Below are 18,800 nucleotides of genomic sequence, written 5' to 3' on the forward strand. Positions count from 1 at the left end.
ATTATCAGTGTGAAAAAAACTTTTATAAAAGTGGGTTGATTTTTCTCTCTAAACGTACTATTATTCTTGAGGTATTTAAAGATAAAAAACCTTAGTTACACTTATGGAAATAGTACGGGAGGGATCAAAAGTGAATTGTTGGAAATCAATTAATTTAAATAAAGAATTTGGAAAGCAACGATTGTATTTTGTTTCATTTTTGATCAGTCTGTCAGCATTTATCGTGCTGTATGTACCTGCTTCCATTATTCATCATATGAAGCATGTGAATGAAGGCGGATTTATCCTATTTCTTCTTGCACTATTTCTACTGCCTGCGATACATGCTTTTATGCATATTTTACCATTAATTTTAATGAAGAGGCGTGTAAAAGTAATTTATCGTACAAAATATAAACTTTTTCCTATTATTAACTATTATACGAAATTTCATTTAACAAAAAAAGCTTCTATAATAACAGCAATTGCACCAACTATTTTATTAACTGTACCTGGGCTTGCCGCAAGTTATTTGATGGGCGATTATTATTTCTATCTATTATTGCTTACTTCCATTCACATAGGAATCTCATTTATTGATTTCATACAAATATACCACATTTTGAAAGCTCCTAAGAAGGCTTATATTGATAATCGTAATAATGATATTGATATTCTATTTTAGCTGTTTTCTAAAGTTTGGGACTGCGGTTACTCGTCCCACCAAAAGATATGGGGCTGCGATTACTCGCCCCACCGAAAAGATATGGGACTGCGGTTACTCGCCCCACCGAAAAGATATGGGACTGCGATTACTCGCCCCACCGAAAAGATATGTTGCTGTTGACACAAAAACGATAAAAAACAATGTAACTGGGTTGATTTCCGCTGCGGTTATAGACACCAACCATTGATCATTGATTTTACGTCGTCTTTTATATCAATTGCGATGTTAAAGAACGTTCTCTTTATGATGATAAACTTTTCATCCTTTATTAGCCCAAAAAAAGCATAAAAACACTTTAAAGGAGTTCTGGTGTTAAACACCCAGGCTCCTTTTTTTGTTCCATCAACCGAATATGTGGCGGATTTTAGGAATTTTATAGGTATTTCATTGGTATAAGCTATATCCTATTTTTTTTAATTTGATTGTATGGTATATTTATCTGAGTGAAAAATAGAAGTACATAAAGATTAGGAGTGTTAATACATGAAGAAACTTGCAATGGCCGCAACACTTACTGCAGGTGTTTTGACACTGGCTGCGTGCAGTTCTGATGAAGCCGGTTCAGAAACTGTTGTTGAAACAGATGCAGGAAATATTACACAGGAAGAATTTTATGAGGAATTAAAGAGCACTGCTGGAGAAGGTGTTTTAACTGAGCTGGTAACCGTCAAAGTGTTAGAAGATAATTATGATGTAGATGAAGCTCGGGTTGATGAAGAAGTACAAACAGCAAAAGATGAGCTTGGCGACCAATTTGAAATGGCGCTTCAGCAACAAGGTTATGCAGGTGAAGAGGCATATCGTGATGTAGTATACCTTAGTCTACTGCAGGAGGCTGCGTTAACAGAAGGTATAGAAGTTCCTGAAGAAGATATTGAAAAACAGTATGAACGCATGCAGACGGAAATCGATGCACAGCATATTTTAGTAGCCGATGAAGAAACAGCTAATGAGGTGAAAACAGAACTTGATGAAGGCGGAGACTTTGCCGAGCTGGCTGCCGAGTACTCAACCGATGGTACAGCGCAAGACGGTGGGAATTTAGGATATTTCTCTGCAGGTGATATGGTCCCTGCATTTGAAGATGCCGCATACAACATGGAAGTGGATGAAATCAGTGATCCAGTTCAATCCGAATACGGCTACCATATTATTAAAGTAAATGACAAACGCGAAACAGAAGAAGATATTGGTGAATATGAAGAGGTAAAAGATGATATACGACGTGATCTGCAATTAGCTCAAGTAGACATGACCCAGGCACAAACAAAAGTCAGTGAGTTAATCCAGAATTCGGGAGTCGATGTGAAAATCGAGGAATTTGAAGACCTCTTTGCACCACCTGAGCAAGCACAGCCCGAGTCTGGTGGAACAGAATCAGGTGATTCACAGGAAGGTTCTGAATCGGAATCAAGCGAATCGGAAGAAGAATAAGCTTAGAGAACTAAAGGTTTTCACCAAGCCTTTACTGGCAAGAGCCTACGTTAATTGTCTCTAAATCTGAAAAGGCTAATACATCAACCACATGTATTAGCCTTTTTTCAATTTGAACGCTGTTGTTGTCTTTTTGCTTTCTCCTCTTCCAAGCGATCCATATATACTCTTCCTTCACGTTCAATTGATTCCTGAAGCAATTCTCTTTCCGCTTGCATTGCTCTGAAAGCCATGGAACCGCTTAGAAAGATAAGAAAGATTACCATAAGAACCCACCAGGGCATCCCTAATATCATGAATCAGCCTCCCTTGTCCATCCATCTATTATATGTCTATGTACAAGGCTTGAAAAAAATAACTATGACTTAATTTTCCTCAAACAAAGGTTTATAGAATGCCCGGTTATCCATCGCAAACATTCGCTCCGTAAATTCTCCCGGTTTCACTTTATCCAATGCACGGTTCATCATATTCATCTTTGCATCAATCAAATCGATCAGATGCAGGATTTCTGCTTCCCGCACCAAAGGAGGTGTAGGACTTCCCCATTCCGCTTTTCCATGGTGGCTTAATACTAAATGCTGCAGAATAAGGACTTCCTCTCCCTCAATTTGAAGCTCTTTCGCCATCAGACCGATTTCTTCAACCATCATTGGTATGTGACCAACAAGTTTACCTTCTAATGTATAGCTTGTTGTTACAACTCCGGATAGTTCTTTTAATTTACCGAGGTCATGAAGAATGATTCCTGCATATAACAAATCCTTATTAAGGTCAGGATACAGTTTATGTAACTCCTTTGCGATCCCTAACATACTTACAATATGATGGGCCAGACCCGATACATACTCATGATGATTTCTTGAAGCGGCAGGATAGGTTAAAAGACCTTCCTGATACTTTTTAATAAAGGCTCTGACAATACGCTGCAACACTGGATTTTCCATTTCAAAGATTACTTCTGTCAGTTTTTCAGAGAGAACCTTCTGGTCGACCGGTGCTTTTTCAACAAAATCGGAAACGTGCACACCATCTGTTGACTGTGCAGGACGGACAGACTTGATTTTCAATTGAGCTTTTCCCCTGAATTGATTTATCTCTCCCGTAAGCTTTACAATTTGTTCCGGGATAAATATAGTTTCATCCTCTTTTGACGCATCCCATAGCTTTGCCTCAATTTCTCCTGTAGCATCACGCAGGATTAACGTCAAAAAGGGTTTGCCATTACTTGCAACACCTTTTGTTGCTTCTTTAATCAGCATAAAGTTATCAAATGAATCGCCAATTGCAACAAAACCAATCCCTGTTTTCACATGAATTCCTCCCCCAGCTATTGAAAGGAGATTGACTTGAAAAATCAGCCTCTATGCAAATTATCCATGCATTTACAGCCGTATTCTTATTGTCAATCTCCATTCTGAAGCTATTTGTTTTTTGGAATATAATTAAAAATCTCCCCGGATTCCATAGTCTTAATGAATTTCATTAACCATTTATAATAGTTTTTTGCATACAAAAGCCGCTCCAAATCGTTTTCGATTTTGGTTTTCAACTGTTCATCGGTTGTTTTCTGGAGAATGTTTTCCAACTCTTCTATTGCTTCATCAGCTTCTTCAATGTTTCTTTCGGTCTGCTGACGCCAGCGATTTCCGAATAATGATGTAAAGGATTTGTACCAATCCTCTTCTGAATGGTATAAATCTTTTCGAACACCTTTTTTAAACGTGGATTCTACCATTTTCATATCGGATAAGGCCCGCACACCTGTAGACATACTTGTTTTGCTCATCTCCAATGCTTCCCGCATATCATCAAGTGTCATTGGTTCTTCTGCAAAATATAATACACCATACAAACGTCCAACAGAAGGTGTAATACCGTATAAATTCATATTTTTTGCGATAACCTGTATGAACTTTTCTATCGTTTCATCATGTTTTTCCAAATTTGCTATTTCATTTTCTTCTGGCAATGGATGACCCTCCATCTGCATGTAATCTGAAAACAGTTTATCATTAATTGTTAATTTATGCGAATCGTAAATGCCGCACTCTCCGCTACTTCCTTTTTACATGTGAAAATAATGACCTGCTGCTTTGTGGAAATATCCTCGATGATTTCCAGCATTCGCTTTGTTCGTATCGCGTCAAAATTAACAAAAGCATCATCCATAATAAATGGCAATCGATGCTCTTCACTCATGATTTCACTAATCGAGAGCCTTAACGAAATATATAGCTGGTCCATTGTTCCCTGAGATAACTCCTTCACGTTATAACGAATACCATCAGAAGTCATTACTTGAAAGGCTCTGCCGTTCGCTGGTGGATAAACCTGTTTATAATAGGAACCTGTTATCTTTTCAAAATAGCGGGATGTTGTTTCCATGACTTTGTTTAAATATTTATCGCGATAATTTCGTTTTGTTTCTGCCAACATTTCTTTCGCTGTTTTTAACACTGCCCATTTATGACTAAGTTTGTTCAATTCTTCCTGTTCCATTTCAAAACGATGCATTGTTCTTGAATAGGTTTCAGATGATTCCATTCTTGATAGATCAGCATTCACCTCCGCCAACTGCTGTTGAACTGTTTCCATCGATTGTTCTAGTTGCTTTATTGTATCCTGGCAAGCCTTGTGCGTCATCTCAAGTTGTTCATGATTGGGATTTGATTCCACCAACTGGAGCCACGTATTCTGCGGAAAAGAAACACGGAGCTGCTGGATTGCCTTATTTCTTGCTGTAGTAATGTTTTGCTTTTCTTTTAATTGTTTTGCTTTCGTATAGTAGGCATTTTCAGTATCTACTTCTGCAAGTTTAAATAACTTCCCGATTTCTTTTTCATATGTTTGCAGTTGCTGGATAATCCCCTGTATACGTTCATTATTTTCCACCATTAAATCTTCGTAATACTCCATCTCCCTGGCTGTTTTCTGTTGAGCTTCCAAAAGATGCTCCAGTGTATCCATTTGTTTATCCAGTGGAAAAGTGGTGTTAGCATCTTCTTTCCCGTTTTTTTCCTGGATAAAAACGGTGATTTCCTGTTGAAACTTATCCTGGTTTTCCTCTAACACGCTCAATTCCTTCCTAAATTGCTGCCGTTCATTTTCCAGTCTCAAAAGTTGTTTAAGTCGATGGAATAGTTCCGGCCAATACGCTATTTCAACATGCTCAAGAAATGGATAGGTTTCGTATTGTGTAATTATTTGTGCATCCAAGCGACTTTCTTTTTTCGTCATCATTTTTCTCTTTTCATCCAATTGTATGAATTGAATATCGGTTGCTTTTAATTGCTCCTTTATGGAGGTTATTTCGGTTAGCATTTGATGATGGATTTCCAACTGACGTTGTGCTTCTTCTCTTTGCTGATCTGTAATCTGTAGGCTGGCTGGTGCTACTTCCTCCTCTGCAAGCAATTCCTCCATATCCTTCATATTTTTCTTCACCCAAAACCATTGCCCAATACCAATCATTAATAAAAATGCTGTAAGAATAAACAGTTGGGATAAATCTGAGAAAACTGCAACAACTGCAGTTATTATAGAAAAAACCATCAGTCCTATTAATATCGTATTGCTATTCTTTTCTTTGTTTATTTTATTTTTTTGCCATTTATCCTGTTTCCGTACCTTATCATTACTCAGTTTCTGCAGTAGGGCATGTTCCTTATGTTCACTGAGTTCCTCATTCAGCTTTCGGTAATGCACCTCGGATAATAATCCATCTTCTGTTTCCTGCTTTTGATTATTTAAATAATTTCGCTGTTGTTTTATTTGATTTTGTTCCTGTTGTAATTGTTCTTTCTCCAGCTGCAGCTGATCCATATCCTTTTTCATCTGATTCCAGGTTTTTTCCACATGAAATGGGATTTCCATCGAAGTCACATCTGATGGGCTAATTCCAACATTCATTTCGGCAGTCTCTGTCTCTATTTGAATACTGATTTTATTTATTGCTGCCTGAATCCTCATCATCTCTTTTTTATTTTCAAGAGCCCATTGTTTTCGGCCCAATATATCTTTCAATTTTTCATACGAGGCTGTCTCCATCCGTTCTTCTTTCAATTTTTCTAAATTCGATTCATACATTTTCTGATTGTCTTCCCTTACGGCCAACTCACTCTGTAAGGGTAGCGTTATTTCTTTTAGTTTTTCTAATCGTTCCAACCCCTCTTCCGGAAAAGGAAGACTCGCTGGATAAGCTTTTAACTGATCGGTATAATGGTGGTAATCATGTAGGACAGGCTGGACATGTTGCTGTTTTTCAATAGAGGACAGCCGGGATTTTTCGTCGTTCAGTTCCGCTTTTAATGTATTAAGCTTTTCCGTCAGTTGACCCATTCGTTCCTTTTTCTCCCGGTAAGTTCCTTCAACAGCCTTATAATTACGTAAATTACCAAAGGTTTCATTTAAACTTTCGAGTTGTTGATTGATTGCCGGCTTTTTACCATATGGCTTAAATAATTCACCAATTTTATGATCCAACTGTTTCTCAATGGTATAGATGTTATTTGATCCTGTTAAACCAATACCCAACAGTACTTCACCAAGATCATCCGCTTTCATATCCCTTAAAGCATTCAAATCCAATGCTGAAAAAGAAAAGATGGATTGATATGTCTTAAAAGTCATTCCCTTTAATCGATCCTTCAGCCACTCCTCGTCATGTACCTGTCCATCAGTAGTGTAACAAAGAGCCGCACCATTTCTGACTTCATCAAAGCGTACAATGGTATACCTGCCTGCCTTCGGGTCTTCTACGGTCAGTCTTCCCCCCATTTTTCCGCTTGTTTTCGGCCGGTGAAAATCACGCTGTTTCGGCGGCAGACCGAACAGCATAAATAAAATGAACCGTTGCAATGTTGATTTTCCGGATTCATTTTCTCCATAGATTACAATGGCGGAATCCCCCGACAAGTCAATTTCATAATCAACCCATTTACCAAAACCATAGATTGTTGCATGTAAGACTTTTATTGGGATCCCCTCATTCCTTAAGAAGCTCATTCAGCAATAGCTGTTTCGCTTCCTTTTTTATCATCTGCTCTTCTTCTTCAGATAAGCTTTCCAGGTATTTCCTCGCCTGCTTTTGCTGATATAATTCTTTAATGAATGGCTGAACCGGCACTTCTTCAAAATGACGGCTTAATTCTCCGATAAAGTGTTCCCCCTTCGATATTTCCGAATCAATGGTAAGATTTGTTTCAATGTCATACTTGAAAATATAATTCCATGGATGTTGATGAATCATGGACACATTCACAAGCTCAATCATATCTTCCAACTGATTTGAATCCTCCCACTCTTTGAGCTTTGGATTATCACTTGTCATCGTAAGCTGGATCATCATTGGAACTGTGTTTGTGTCAGCATCGGTTGCCATTTGAATGTGATGTTCTAACTGATGAATCTCCTCACATGATGAAACATCAACGGTTACAGCATGAAATTGAATTTCCTGCAGGGGAACAAAGGTCAATTCAGTATTTGTCTCTGATAATACAACGTGATAGCATCCCTTTTCCCCAGTTTCCTTTCGATTTCGCCCTTGTATATTACCTGGGTAAACAATCGGGGGATTTTCTTTTAAAATCTGTCGTTGGTGAATATGACCCAGTGCCCAGTAATTGAAATCTTTTTCGGAAAGATCACTGATGCGAAAAGGTGCATAGACATCGTGCTCTGTATTACTTGCGACACTTCCATGAAGAGTGGCGATGTGAAAATCGACAGCATTGTCCGTTATTTGATATTCCCCCACTTTATTCTGTAGTACGGAACGGGTTTCGTAACTAAATCCGTAAATGGCTGCTTTTGTAAAGGGATCTTTTTCATATGTAAACTGACTTATCTTTTCATCCGGAAAAATATAAACATTATCAGGATATGTTACTGGATGGATATTTCCCTTTATAAAATCATGGTTTCCATAGGATAAATAAACGTTAATTTGATGCTGTTTCAGTTCTTCAAACGCTCGCTTCAAACGAATTTGCGCTTTCAAGCTTTGTACTTCATTATCAAATAAATCACCCACGATCAGTACAAAATCTACGTTTTTATCAATGGCTGAAAAGACTAATCGATCCAATGCCTGAAATGTGCTGTCCACCATTTCCTGAAAGAGACCCTCCGGTAAATTTGCCAGTCCTTTAAATGGACTGTCCAAATGCAGATCCGCTGCATGAATAAAGGAAATTTGTTTCGTCACAGATTCCCCCTCCTTTCGATGGCATTCTAGAAAATATAAAACTTTCTTACTACATAATTTTGGACCAGTGTTTTCGCTATAAAAGATTGACGGTAAATCAAGTATTCTAAAAGATATTTCCCTCATCTTATCAAAAAACACTAACGAATGCACGTTCTGTTAACTATCAAATAATAATCAGTTTTTGACCTCAATTGGGTAGTCACCCGAGCTGGACGTGGCATGTATTGACAAGGAATTGATATACTGCCAAAATTATATACTTCTGTATGACCACCATAATTTTATTGCTCTTTAACGTCGCAATTGATATAAAAGACGAAGTAACTTGAAATTATGGTTGGTGCGATTACTCGCTACGGAAATACACTACGCTGCTATGTACATTGCAACTTTATATACTTCATTCAATCACATAATATCCATTCACTTTTATGATGGTTGATTGGAGCGGAGGACCGTTGACTCCAGCGGGAACAGCACGTGTCTGAAGACCCCGCAGAGTGGGTTTCTCGAGGAGACTGAAGCCGTGCCCGCGGAAAGCAACGGTCCGCAGCGGAAATCGACCTAGCAGTTACGTCGTCTTTTATATCCATTGTGTAAAAAGCAAGTCCTTTTGGTGGGACGAGTAATCACACTTTCAATCTTTTAGAAAACAGCCTTCTGGATAAATTAGCTGTTTCATTAAAGGTGGTGACGGCATGCTCTAGCCGCAATATTAGTTTCTTATCTCGTGAAAAAAGGCCATATATCATGACCTTTTTGAAACCTACTCTTTTTTCGATAATGCCATCGCTTTTTTAATATCCTTTAAAGGGTTGGAGCCGCCGTACATCAGTACACCGCCTTTGTAGACCCTTGCACCGATTAAGCCCAGTACGATAATTGTTCCAATCAGGAGCCCAATGGATAAAGCAACCTCCCATAGTGGAACATCCAGCATACCAACACGAAGCAGCATAACCATTGGTGTAAAAAACGGAATAAAAGATGTAATTGTCACAAGACTTGTTTGTGGTGCAGCAAGCCCGGACATTGCAATCAGAAACGCAACTACCAGCAACAAAATCAGTGGGGTTACTGCCTGATTTGCTTCCTCTGATCTGTTTACTAGAGAGCCAAACATTGCTGCTAAAGTAGCATACAACAGATATCCCAGCAAAAAGAATACAATTCCAAAAATAATCAGAGAAACAGGTGCATCCAGAAAACCGAATGTATCCAGCATACCTCCAACGAGTTCATCTCTTTGCATAGCGATCATTCCTGCACCTAATCCGATAAATAATCCAATCTGTGTTAGACCTACCAGTGCGATGCCAATAATTTTTGCAAACATGTGGGCAACTGGAGAAGCACTGGAAATCAATATTTCCATCACCCTGGAGGATTTCTCTGTCGCTACATCAGTTGCAATCATTGTCCCGTACATTATAACAACCATATACATTAAAAATACCATTACATAAACGACACCTTGTGCCTGAAACATTTCCTCCATTGTCTTTGCACCCTCATCCAGGGCCACAGCATCAAATTGTACTGGTTGGTTAATAGCAGCTATCGCTTCCTGATCAACCCCGGCACGTTCAATTGCCATTCCGACCTTTAACCGCTGTAATTGTTCCTGAATCACTTGCTGCTGCTCAGCATCCGTAATATCATTAGCAAAATAAGCCGCTTCTGGAAGCTCCTCCTCATTTAATGATAATGTAATCAGTGCTGCATACGTATCGTCCTGGACCGCATTTTTGCCAGATTCCTCTGACTCGTTAAATGCAACGAGTTCCATCTCTTCATTAACACTCTCAATATTTTCTTTTAAAGGAGCAAATAATGTATCTGTCTCATCAATTACAGCAATCTGATCTTTGCTATCATCCGAAAAAAAGCCCATAATGCTCTGGAAATTGACGGCACCGACAACCAATAAAAGCATAAGTGCAGTAGTGATAATGAAAGTTTTGGATTTAACCTTATTCAAATACGTATGGGATAGAATGATCCAGAATTTATTCATAGGAGGCACCAACTTTCTCAATGAAAATATCGTTCAATGAAGGTTCTTCCAGTTCAAATTTACGGATAAACCCCTTCCCTTGCAGATCAGAAAAAATCTGTTGTGAAACTGCTTCGTTCTCAATTTGCAATTGACAACCCTGTGTTATTTTCTTATAACGTACAACCCCCGGGTAGTCCCGCAGAAATTCCAAAGGTACATCAGCGTGCACGATAAGATTCTTCTTCCTGAATGACTGTTTGATTTCACGAAGTTCCCCCTTCACAACCGGGGTACCTTTTTGCAGAATACATAAATGCTCACACAATTCCTCGACATGATCCATTTGATGGGAGGAAAATACAATGGAAGTACCTTGATCCTTTAAATCAGCCACTGCATCTTTTAGCATTTCTACATTAAGCGGATCCAGACCAGAAAACGGCTCATCCAAAATCAGCAGCTTCGGTTTATGAATGACCGCAGAAATAAATTGAATCTTTTGCTGATTCCCTTTGGACAGCTCTTCGACTTTTTTATTCATATATTCCGGTACTTTAAACCGGTCCAGCCAACCTTCTAATTCCGAGACTGCCTCCTGTTTGCCCATTCCACGTAATTTGCCGAGATAGATTAGCTGATCTTTCACTTTCAATTTCGGATATAGTCCTCTTTCCTCGGGCAAATAACCAACCAAATGACTCCGATCATAATTAATTGTCTCTCCATTCCAGGAAATATCCCCTTCTGTAGCATCCAATAATCCCAAAATCATACGAAAGGTTGTTGTTTTTCCAGCCCCGTTTCCACCTAAAAACCCGAACATTTCTTTCTCAGGTATTTCAAGTGAAAGATGATCCACCGCCGTATGTTGGCCAAACCGTTTTGTTACATCTTTCATCATTAATGTCAATTCTCTCTCCCCTTTCAAGATTAATTGTACTGTTATTTAAGATATATGACTAACTCTTACTACTATACTACGCCCCCCCGCAATGCCATAAGTAACGCGATGAATGTATAGATAGCCATCAATAAAAAGATACACCTAGACATAACAGTTAAAAGTATAACCCATGATTCAATCGAACTTTACTTATAATGAATAAATTTTAAATAAAAGCAGGATTTTTTTTATGGAACAAGAATATATAATATACGTATGTACGATTTCAAGGAGGTAACCTAGATCATGCGAACTTATGCATTAACAGTATTTGATCAAAGCGGTGAAAATTTATTGAATGAGTCATTTGAAGCACCCAGTGATGAAGAAGCAAAAAAAATTGGCCAAGGCCGATTAGATAAAGAAGGCTATAGTGAGCATACCCATCGTTGTGTAACTCCAGAAGCCAAACTAATATTATTTCATCGTTAGAAACCTTAGTCTGAGCTTTTGCGGTAGGAAAATTCTATACTTTTTAGCTGCAGAAACAAAACGACTTCATATTTTATGCGAAGTCGTTTTTGTTATGTCTATTCTCCTTTAAATGCCGGATTTCTTTTTTCCAGAAATGCCCGCACACCTTCCTGATGATCTTCAGTATTGCGCAGTTCCCACTGTATTTTTTGTTCTTCCTTCAAGTAATTTTCCAATGACTCTTTTTGTTGTGTATGATAGAGCAATTTTGATTTCAGCACTGCGGTCTGGGGAGATTGCAGAAATTTTTGACCTAACTCAACTGCCGCTTCCTGTGGCTGTTTATCTGTCACTATATCAGCAAGTCCCATTTCCTTGGCTTGTGTGCCATCAACCTGTTCCAGCCCCCAAATGAATTGCTTTGCCTTATTTGTACCCATTCGCTCTTTTAAAAAGAAATGAGCGCCGCCATCTGGTATCAAACCTATCCCCAAAAACAGGAGACCTAATTTTGCTTCCTTTTGAACAATCACATAATCTGCAGTTAATGCAAGGCTGAGTCCAAGTCCAGCTGCCGGTCCCTGAATGGCTGAGATAATTATTTTTGGCATCATATATAATTTCACTACGATTTTTTGAATCATGTCCATATATCCATCAAAATATTTTTTGTCTGCAAACTCCTTCATCATTCCAATATCTCCGCCAGAACAGAAGGCACTTCCTTTTCCTGAAATAATTACTACACGATCATCATTTTCCTCAAGGCTTTCTACTGTCTGAAGCAGTTCTTCCAACATTTCTTTATCCAGTGCATTGTATCGCTCAGCCCGATTTAAATAAATATAGGATATATTCTGTTTACTTTCATGCAATACTTTTCCCATATAACTAGCTCCTTTAAATAATTTACTAATATACAAATTCTAGATATTATTGGGAAAATCCTGCTAAAATGTTAGAAAATTTGTTTTTTTATCAGACCTTTACGATGCTAAGACTGGTTCTTAAACCATCCAGCTGGAAAGTTCTATATTTTAATAAAAGCTTTCTTTGTAAATTTTGCTGCTCTTTAACCCAATTGGTATAAAATACGATCGCTGTTAAAAAATACTCACTTTCCACAAGGAACGCTTCAGCCTCGGGCCAACAGGATCTTGGTCCGAGGCTGAGGCCGTGCCCACTAAAAAGCGAAGTATTTTGCCGAAGCGATTGTGATAGCACTTGGGTTCAAAAGGAATGAAAGATAGCAAAAACTATCATATGTCAAAAGCAACATATCTTTTTGATGGGCGAGTAACCGCAGTCCCAAATGTTTTCGATGGGGCGAGTAACCGCAGCCCCAAATGTTTTCGATGGGGCGAGTAACCGCAGCCCCAAACGATTAGAAAAAGCGCAAATAAAAAACCCGCAGCATTTCATCTACGAGTCTTTACATCAATTATTCAGTTGGTTCTTCCGGTGTACCGTATAATTCTTCCAATGGTTTAGTAATAATACGGCTGATATCGTTGATAACCTGATTCAAACGCTGTTCTTCTTCCATTAATTTGGAAATATCAGGATGCTGCTGAACAAGCTCCACTACCTGACGGGCTTTTTCAACCTCTTCTTCAGTGATTTCTTCACCTTGCATTTGTTTTTCCTGTAATTGCATTTGTGTATCACGGAAATTCTCAAACATTTGTTTTGACGATGGATCTCCCATTACCGCTTCAAATGCCGTTTTCAAGTTGGTAAATTCTTCACTGTTTCGTATCGCTTTCTCTAGGTCATATGCATTATCATAAATATTTGGCACGTTTGTACCTCCTTATATTTTTTCTATGACTAACTATAACAAACGTAAACTTCCATGTATACTATTTCGTGGAAAGTTTATTTGTTTTTCAATATACAAATCACTGCTATAATTAATAGACTCCCACAAAGAAAGAGGATTTGTCATGCTGAAACAACTGCAGAAAATTTTTCCTTCCCTAATTGTTTATCACGCGGAACATGAATCCCCATCTGCCGGGTATCAGTGGTTTTTAACAGATGAAAATGAAATTATCGGGATTGATAAAAAGGAACTAACGAATAAGGATACCTCTCTATTGTCTGCTTTTCTATCTCCATATAACTTCAATTTTCCCATCGTGACGGAACAGGAGCAGATATGGAAGAAAAGAATAAACGGAGAATACAATCAGCAGATAGTGAAAGCCTATCGTTTTGTATATTTTTCTTTTAAAAAAAATCAGATCAGCCCGAAGTCATTTAAAAATGCAATTAATGAATTTTTTGCAAGGTCTGTAGCAATTTTATGGGAAAATGAACATGAAGGAATTATTATAGAAGAACAATCCCAATCAAATGATGAAAATATATCCTATGAACAAATTATCGATGTCCTGATGAGTGACTTATATGTGAAAATTAATTTTTTGGTGGGTCCATACCAAAAAAATCTGGAGAATATACATCAATATTACACTTCACTTATGAAAGGTGCTAAGATAGCATTTTCCTATTCAAATAAACAGGTGATCACATATACGGATGCTATACTTTATTTCCTTGTGGATGAAGCAGACTCCTCTTTTCGTGAAGAAGTCACCCGTATCGTGCTTCAGGAATTTGCCGGGGATAAAGAGTTACTGAGAACAATAAAAACATTTATTCAGTGTAATCTAAATGTATCGGTTACCGCAAAGGAATTATATATGCATCGAAACAGTCTGCAATACCGACTGGACAAATTCACCGAAAAAACAGGAATCGATATACGTCAATTTCACCAGGCAATGACTGTTTATTTAGCATTATTAGTCAACATGCACTAAACATATTTTTATCTTTGTGCATGTTTCCCATTTAAACGTTTTCATGATTTTTATATAATAAAAACATACAATAAAACGCTTACATAAATGGGGGAGTATATATGGCTGAATTACGTTTAGAAAACATCGAAAAAACATACGACAAAAAGGTTACTGCTGTAGAAGATTTTAATTTGCATATTACAGACAAGGAATTTATCGTGTTTGTCGGGCCTTCCGGTTGTGGTAAATCAACAACATTACGGATGATTGCCGGGCTTGAGGAAATAACAGACGGTGAATTTTATATTGATGACAGAAAAATGAATGATGTCGCACCAAAAGATCGTGACATTGCAATGGTTTTCCAAAACTATGCATTGTACCCGCATATGAATGTATATGATAATATGGCATTCGGATTGAAACTTCGTAAGTTTAAAAAAGATGAAATTGAAACACGCGTCCAAAATGCCGCTAAGATTTTAGGTCTGGAAGCATATCTTGACCGTAAACCCAAGGCGCTTTCGGGTGGTCAGCGCCAGCGTGTAGCACTTGGACGGGCTATTGTCCGGGATGCAAAAGTGTTCCTGATGGATGAACCACTTTCTAATCTTGATGCTAAATTACGAGTTCAAATGCGGGCAGAAATCCAAAAACTACACAAACGCCTGCAGACAACAACAATCTATGTTACGCACGACCAAACAGAAGCAATGACAATGGCAACCCGACTTGTCGTCATGAAAGACGGAATCATCCAGCAAGTGGGAGCGCCAAAAGAAGTATATGACAATCCGGAAAATGTATTCGTTGGCGGATTTATTGGATCCCCTTCCATGAACTTCATTAATGGGAAACTAACGGAAGGCTTTTTTGAAATGGAGGGCACAAAAATAAAAATTCCAGAAGGTAAAATGAAAACGCTTCGTACGCAAGGATATGTCGATAAGGATATTATTCTCGGAATCCGGCCTGAAGATCTTCATGATGAGCCAGCATTTATCAACGCAACCCCAGATACAAAAATCACAGCTACTATTGATGTTGCTGAATTAATGGGGGCAGAAACATTTCTTTATTCCAAAATAAATGAGCAGGATTTTGTTGCCCGTGTTGACTCAAGGTCCAATATTAATGCAGGACAAAATGTTGAGTTGGCTATCGATATGAATAATGCCCATTTCTTCGACCATGAAACAGAATTACGCATTAGATAAAGATATAAGGAGAAGCCTGGTTATGCTTCTCCTTTTTTACGTAGAAAAGTATACACATATATTGAGGGAAAGCTAGTAAAGCTTTCCCCCTTTTGCCAATATTATTGTGGTTGTTGTCCATTCATTTGCTGTTGAGCAGTTTGAACAAGACGTTTAGTGATTTCGCCGCCAACAGAACCGTTTGAACGGGATGTTGAATCAGCACCTAAGTTAACACCAAATTCTTGTGCAATTTCATACTTCATTTGATCAAGTGCTTGCTGTACGCCAGGTACAACCAGTTGATTTGAATTGTTATTGTTAGCCATGTGTCTCACCTCCTGTAATAACTATTGTGAGCAATTCATCAAATCTTATCACCATTAATCACTGGTAAATTGTAACTTTACAAGAAAAAAAAGAGACTGCTTCACGTTTGGAAGCAATCTCTTATCTATATTATTTTGGATATGTCATCTCTTCCGGGTTTACATATTTATCAAATCCCTCTTCTGTCAGAAGTCCAAGCTCTACTGCCGTTTCTTTTAATGTTGAATTGTCACTAAATGCTTTCTTAGCAATTTTTGCTGCATTTTCATAGCCGATATGTGGATTTAATGCAGTTACCAGCATCAACGAATCATTCAGGAATTTCTCGATCCTTTCATGATTTGGTTCAATTCCTTGCGCACAACGTTCGTCAAATGAAAGAATGCTGTCTGAAAGAATTTGACAGGATTGCAGAAAATTATAGGCAATAACCGGTTTGAATACATTTAATTCAAAATTACCTTGACTTGCCGCAAAACCGATTGTTGCATCATTACCCATTACCTGTGTTGCGACCATCGTTACTGCTTCACTTTGTGTAGGATTTACTTTACCAGGCATAATCGAGCTTCCCGGTTCATTCGCCGGAATTGTGATTTCCCCAAGACCACTACGCGGACCGCTAGCCAGCCAGCGTACATCATTTGCTATTTTCATCATGTCTGCAGCCAATCCTTTTAATGCTCCATGTGCATAAACGGTTTCATCATGGCTTGTCAATGCATGGAATTTATTTGGTGCAGAAAGAAACGTCTTCCCGGTAAATTCATTAATTGCCTCACAGACTCTTTCGGAAAATTCCGGATGTGCGTTCAATCCTGTCCCGACTGCAGTACCACCAATCGCCAGTTCCTTTAAGTAGTTTCCACTCTCGGTAATCATGCTTTCCGATTTTTCAAGCATGCGATGCCATCCGCTGATTTCCTGCCCGAGTGTAATTGGGGTGGCATCCTGTAAATGAGTACGGCCAATTTTTACAACATCCATAAAAGCATCCATTTTTTGTTTCAATGTTCCTTTTAAAGCCTGTACTGCCGGAAGAACCGTATCCTCAAGTTTTAATACAGATGCGATATGCATGGCGGTCGGATATGTATCATTGGAACTTTGCGACTTATTAACATCGTCATTTGGATGAAGTTTTAAGTCGCTGCCTTCCTCTGCTAACCATTTATTCCCAGCAAATGCGATAACCTCATTAACATTCATATTGGATTGTGTGCCACTACCTGTCTGCCAGACAACCAATGGAAAATGATCATTTAATTCGCCAGATAAAATTTGATCTGCCGCGTACGTAATTGCCGTAGCCTTTTTATTATCCAATAGTCCAAGGTCAGCATTTGCTTTGGCAGCACTCTTCTTCAGAATTGCAAACGCTTTAATAACTTCCACAGGCATTTTTTCGTTTCCAATCGGAAAATTTTGCTTACTCCGCTGTGTTTGTGCACCCCAATATTTTTCAGCAGGTACATTAATTTCCCCTATTGTATCTCTTTCCACACGATAATCCATCTCTGCTTCCTCCCTATGTACATGTAATTCTTACCTCTTCTATTGTACCAAATTTTTAACCTAATTAAATATTAAAACATATTCCATCTTAAAAAAACTAACCTATCTGGTACAACGTGTAGCATGTTATCATTTCTCATCCAGTTATTTATCTTTTATAATAGGAATAGACATAAAAATTCGGGTGAGGAAGGAGAATATTGTCATGCCGAATATATGGACCCACATTCTTTTTTGTGAGGAGATTGCGGATGCTATCAGAGAACCGGATTCTTTATCTGCTTACGATACTTTTATGAATTTGGGAGCACAAGGTCCTGATCCATTCTTTTATTATAACTTTTGGCCATGGGTGAAAAATGAGCCTGTCCACCATGTAGGAATGGCCTTACACACGAAGCACTGCGGGGATTTTCTCATTGATTTGATTATCGAAGCAAAAAATATGGAAAAGCCAGTGCAAGCATATATATTCGGGTTTATAACACATCATATCTTAGACAGAAACACGCACCCCTATATCCACTATCGAGCCGGTTACAAAGGAAGTCGTCACCAAAAACTGGAAGTAATTATTGATACACTAATGATGGACAGGTACCGCAATCTGAAAACGTGGAAAATACCAGTTTACAAGGAGATAAATGTTGGCAAACATCTGCATGAAGACATTAAAACACTTTTGCATGCCAAGATTACGAAGCACTATCCGGAATTAAACAGAGACTCATCTGAGTATATTGAAAAAGCATATAGTGATATGATACTGGCATTGAAAATTCTGGCAGACCCTTATAAATGGAAAAACAAGTTATTGAAAAACCTGATTTCTTCTTACTCGCACCAGCCGGTAAACGATGATATGGATTATTTGAATATAAACGGTAAAACATGGCATCATTCCGCTACATATGACCCCTCTGATAAAAGCTTTATCGATCTGTATGAAAATAGCCTGAAAGAAGGAATTGATATTCTAACGGAAGTCACCAAGTTCTGGTATACAAAAACGGATGAGTCCATGCATCTGTTAGTTAAGCGGATCGGTAATATTTCCTATGATACCGGTAAGCCATTAAAATTGAATTTGGATAATAAATACAGTGACCCAATTGTATAAAGCAGGCGGATACCACTACTCCCAGTGATATTCGCCTGCTTTTTATTTCCACTCTTTGACACAAAAACGATATAGTGCGACATAACTTGAAATGAAGGGTCGGTGCTTTTTAACCGCTG

Annotated in this window: 17 protein-coding genes; 6 read left to right on the forward strand and 11 right to left on the reverse strand. The window is 38.3% G+C overall.

The features are described 5' to 3' along the window. Positions 1-130: 130 nt before the first annotated feature. A complete protein-coding gene (locus ACZ427_RS12250; protein WP_461178836.1) occupies positions 131-664 on the forward strand; it encodes a DUF3267 domain-containing protein in 534 nt (177 codons plus the stop codon). Positions 665-1,189: 525 nt separating this feature from the next. Then, a complete protein-coding gene (locus ACZ427_RS12255; RefSeq protein ID WP_461178837.1) occupies positions 1,190-2,140 on the forward strand; it encodes a peptidylprolyl isomerase in 951 nt (316 codons plus the stop codon). A 107-nt stretch (positions 2,141-2,247) separates the two neighbouring features. On the opposite strand, the gene ACZ427_RS12260 is transcribed toward ACZ427_RS12255, so the two are convergent. The 7 genes from ACZ427_RS12260 to ACZ427_RS12290 form a co-directional block, all read right to left on the reverse strand. Further along, the gene (locus ACZ427_RS12260) at positions 2,248-2,436 is read right to left on the reverse strand and encodes a sporulation YhaL family protein (protein ID WP_461178838.1); all 189 of its coding nucleotides are present in this window, start codon (positions 2,434-2,436) and stop codon (positions 2,248-2,250) included. 69 nt (positions 2,437-2,505) lie between these two features. After that, a complete protein-coding gene (gene yhaM / locus ACZ427_RS12265; RefSeq protein ID WP_461178839.1) occupies positions 2,506-3,453 on the reverse strand; it encodes a 3'-5' exoribonuclease YhaM in 948 nt (315 codons plus the stop codon). A 110-nt stretch (positions 3,454-3,563) separates the two neighbouring features. Then, positions 3,564-4,112, reverse strand: coding sequence for a GbsR/MarR family transcriptional regulator (locus ACZ427_RS12270; protein WP_461178840.1), 549 nt, complete (start codon positions 4,110-4,112; stop codon positions 3,564-3,566). Between the two features lie 50 nt (positions 4,113-4,162). Then, the gene (locus tag ACZ427_RS12275; RefSeq protein WP_461178841.1) at positions 4,163-7,147 is read right to left on the reverse strand and encodes an ATP-binding protein; all 2,985 of its coding nucleotides are present in this window, start codon (positions 7,145-7,147) and stop codon (positions 4,163-4,165) included. Further along, positions 7,128-8,351 carry a metallophosphoesterase family protein gene (locus ACZ427_RS12280; protein WP_461178842.1) on the reverse strand — a complete coding sequence of 408 codons (1,224 nt, stop codon included), beginning with the start codon at positions 8,349-8,351 and terminating at the stop codon, positions 7,128-7,130. The genes ACZ427_RS12275 and ACZ427_RS12280 overlap by 20 nt, the downstream gene beginning before the upstream one ends. Positions 8,352-9,120: 769 nt before the next feature. Further along, entirely contained in the window at positions 9,121-10,371 is a 1,251-nt protein-coding gene (locus ACZ427_RS12285) for an ABC transporter permease (RefSeq protein WP_461178843.1), read from the reverse strand. Next, a complete protein-coding gene (locus ACZ427_RS12290; protein WP_461178961.1) occupies positions 10,364-11,254 on the reverse strand; it encodes an ABC transporter ATP-binding protein in 891 nt (296 codons plus the stop codon). Before ACZ427_RS12290 ends, ACZ427_RS12285 begins: the two co-directional genes overlap by 8 nt. A gap of 288 nt (positions 11,255-11,542) precedes the next feature. Here ACZ427_RS12290 and ACZ427_RS12295 point away from each other — a divergent pair, with 288 nt between their 5' ends. After that, entirely contained in the window at positions 11,543-11,728 is a 186-nt protein-coding gene (locus tag ACZ427_RS12295) for a YhzD family protein (RefSeq protein WP_461178844.1), read from the forward strand. Between the two features lie 98 nt (positions 11,729-11,826). On the opposite strand, the gene ACZ427_RS12300 is transcribed toward ACZ427_RS12295, so the two are convergent. Both ACZ427_RS12300 and ACZ427_RS12305 read right to left on the reverse strand, forming a co-directional pair. Then, complete coding sequence (locus tag ACZ427_RS12300) at positions 11,827-12,597, reverse strand: enoyl-CoA hydratase-related protein (protein ID WP_461178845.1); 771 nt, start codon at positions 12,595-12,597, stop codon at positions 11,827-11,829. Between the two features lie 554 nt (positions 12,598-13,151). After that, positions 13,152-13,511: a YlbF/YmcA family competence regulator gene (locus ACZ427_RS12305; protein ID WP_461178846.1), complete on the reverse strand. Its 360-nt coding sequence runs from the start codon at positions 13,509-13,511 to the stop codon at positions 13,152-13,154. Between the two features lie 145 nt (positions 13,512-13,656). Here ACZ427_RS12305 and ACZ427_RS12310 point away from each other — a divergent pair, with 145 nt between their 5' ends. Next, complete coding sequence (locus ACZ427_RS12310) at positions 13,657-14,538, forward strand: PucR family transcriptional regulator (RefSeq protein WP_461178847.1); 882 nt, start codon at positions 13,657-13,659, stop codon at positions 14,536-14,538. A 101-nt stretch (positions 14,539-14,639) separates the two neighbouring features. Beyond that, positions 14,640-15,737: an ABC transporter ATP-binding protein gene (locus ACZ427_RS12315; protein WP_461178848.1), complete on the forward strand. Its 1,098-nt coding sequence runs from the start codon at positions 14,640-14,642 to the stop codon at positions 15,735-15,737. A gap of 101 nt (positions 15,738-15,838) precedes the next feature. On the opposite strand, the gene ACZ427_RS12320 is transcribed toward ACZ427_RS12315, so the two are convergent. Both ACZ427_RS12320 and fumC read right to left on the reverse strand, forming a co-directional pair. Then, positions 15,839-16,045 (reverse strand): small, acid-soluble spore protein, alpha/beta type, encoded by a 207-nt coding sequence (locus tag ACZ427_RS12320; RefSeq protein ID WP_461178849.1) that lies wholly within the window; start codon positions 16,043-16,045, stop codon positions 15,839-15,841. A 130-nt stretch (positions 16,046-16,175) separates the two neighbouring features. Further along, the gene (gene fumC / locus ACZ427_RS12325) at positions 16,176-17,561 is read right to left on the reverse strand and encodes a class II fumarate hydratase (RefSeq protein ID WP_461178850.1); all 1,386 of its coding nucleotides are present in this window, start codon (positions 17,559-17,561) and stop codon (positions 16,176-16,178) included. Positions 17,562-17,766: 205 nt separating this feature from the next. Between fumC and ACZ427_RS12330 the strand changes: the two genes are divergently transcribed. Beyond that, entirely contained in the window at positions 17,767-18,681 is a 915-nt protein-coding gene (locus tag ACZ427_RS12330; protein WP_461178851.1) for a zinc dependent phospholipase C family protein, read from the forward strand. Positions 18,682-18,800 lie beyond the last annotated feature (119 nt).

This window comes from Virgibacillus ainsalahensis, assembly GCF_055380755.1.

Coding starts and splice junctions, on each gene's coding strand:
- ACZ427_RS12300 (WP_461178845.1), bottom strand. CDS start 12,597: ATGGGAAAAGTATTGCATGAAAGTAAACAGAATATATCCTATATTTAT.
- ACZ427_RS12290 (WP_461178961.1), bottom strand. CDS start 11,254: ATGATGAAAGATGTAACAAAACGGTTTGGCCAACATACGGCGGTGGAT.
- ACZ427_RS12285 (WP_461178843.1), bottom strand. CDS start 10,371: ATGAATAAATTCTGGATCATTCTATCCCATACGTATTTGAATAAGGTT.
- ACZ427_RS12320 (WP_461178849.1), bottom strand. CDS start 16,045: ATGGCTAACAATAACAATTCAAATCAACTGGTTGTACCTGGCGTACAG.
- fumC (WP_461178850.1), bottom strand. CDS start 17,561: ATGGATTATCGTGTGGAAAGAGATACAATAGGGGAAATTAATGTACCT.
- ACZ427_RS12330 (WP_461178851.1), top strand. CDS start 17,767: ATGCCGAATATATGGACCCACATTCTTTTTTGTGAGGAGATTGCGGAT.
- ACZ427_RS12310 (WP_461178847.1), top strand. CDS start 13,657: ATGCTGAAACAACTGCAGAAAATTTTTCCTTCCCTAATTGTTTATCAC.
- ACZ427_RS12315 (WP_461178848.1), top strand. CDS start 14,640: ATGGCTGAATTACGTTTAGAAAACATCGAAAAAACATACGACAAAAAG.
- ACZ427_RS12295 (WP_461178844.1), top strand. CDS start 11,543: ATGCGAACTTATGCATTAACAGTATTTGATCAAAGCGGTGAAAATTTA.
- ACZ427_RS12260 (WP_461178838.1), bottom strand. CDS start 2,436: ATGATATTAGGGATGCCCTGGTGGGTTCTTATGGTAATCTTTCTTATC.
- ACZ427_RS12275 (WP_461178841.1), bottom strand. CDS start 7,147: ATGAGCTTCTTAAGGAATGAGGGGATCCCAATAAAAGTCTTACATGCA.
- ACZ427_RS12255 (WP_461178837.1), top strand. CDS start 1,190: ATGAAGAAACTTGCAATGGCCGCAACACTTACTGCAGGTGTTTTGACA.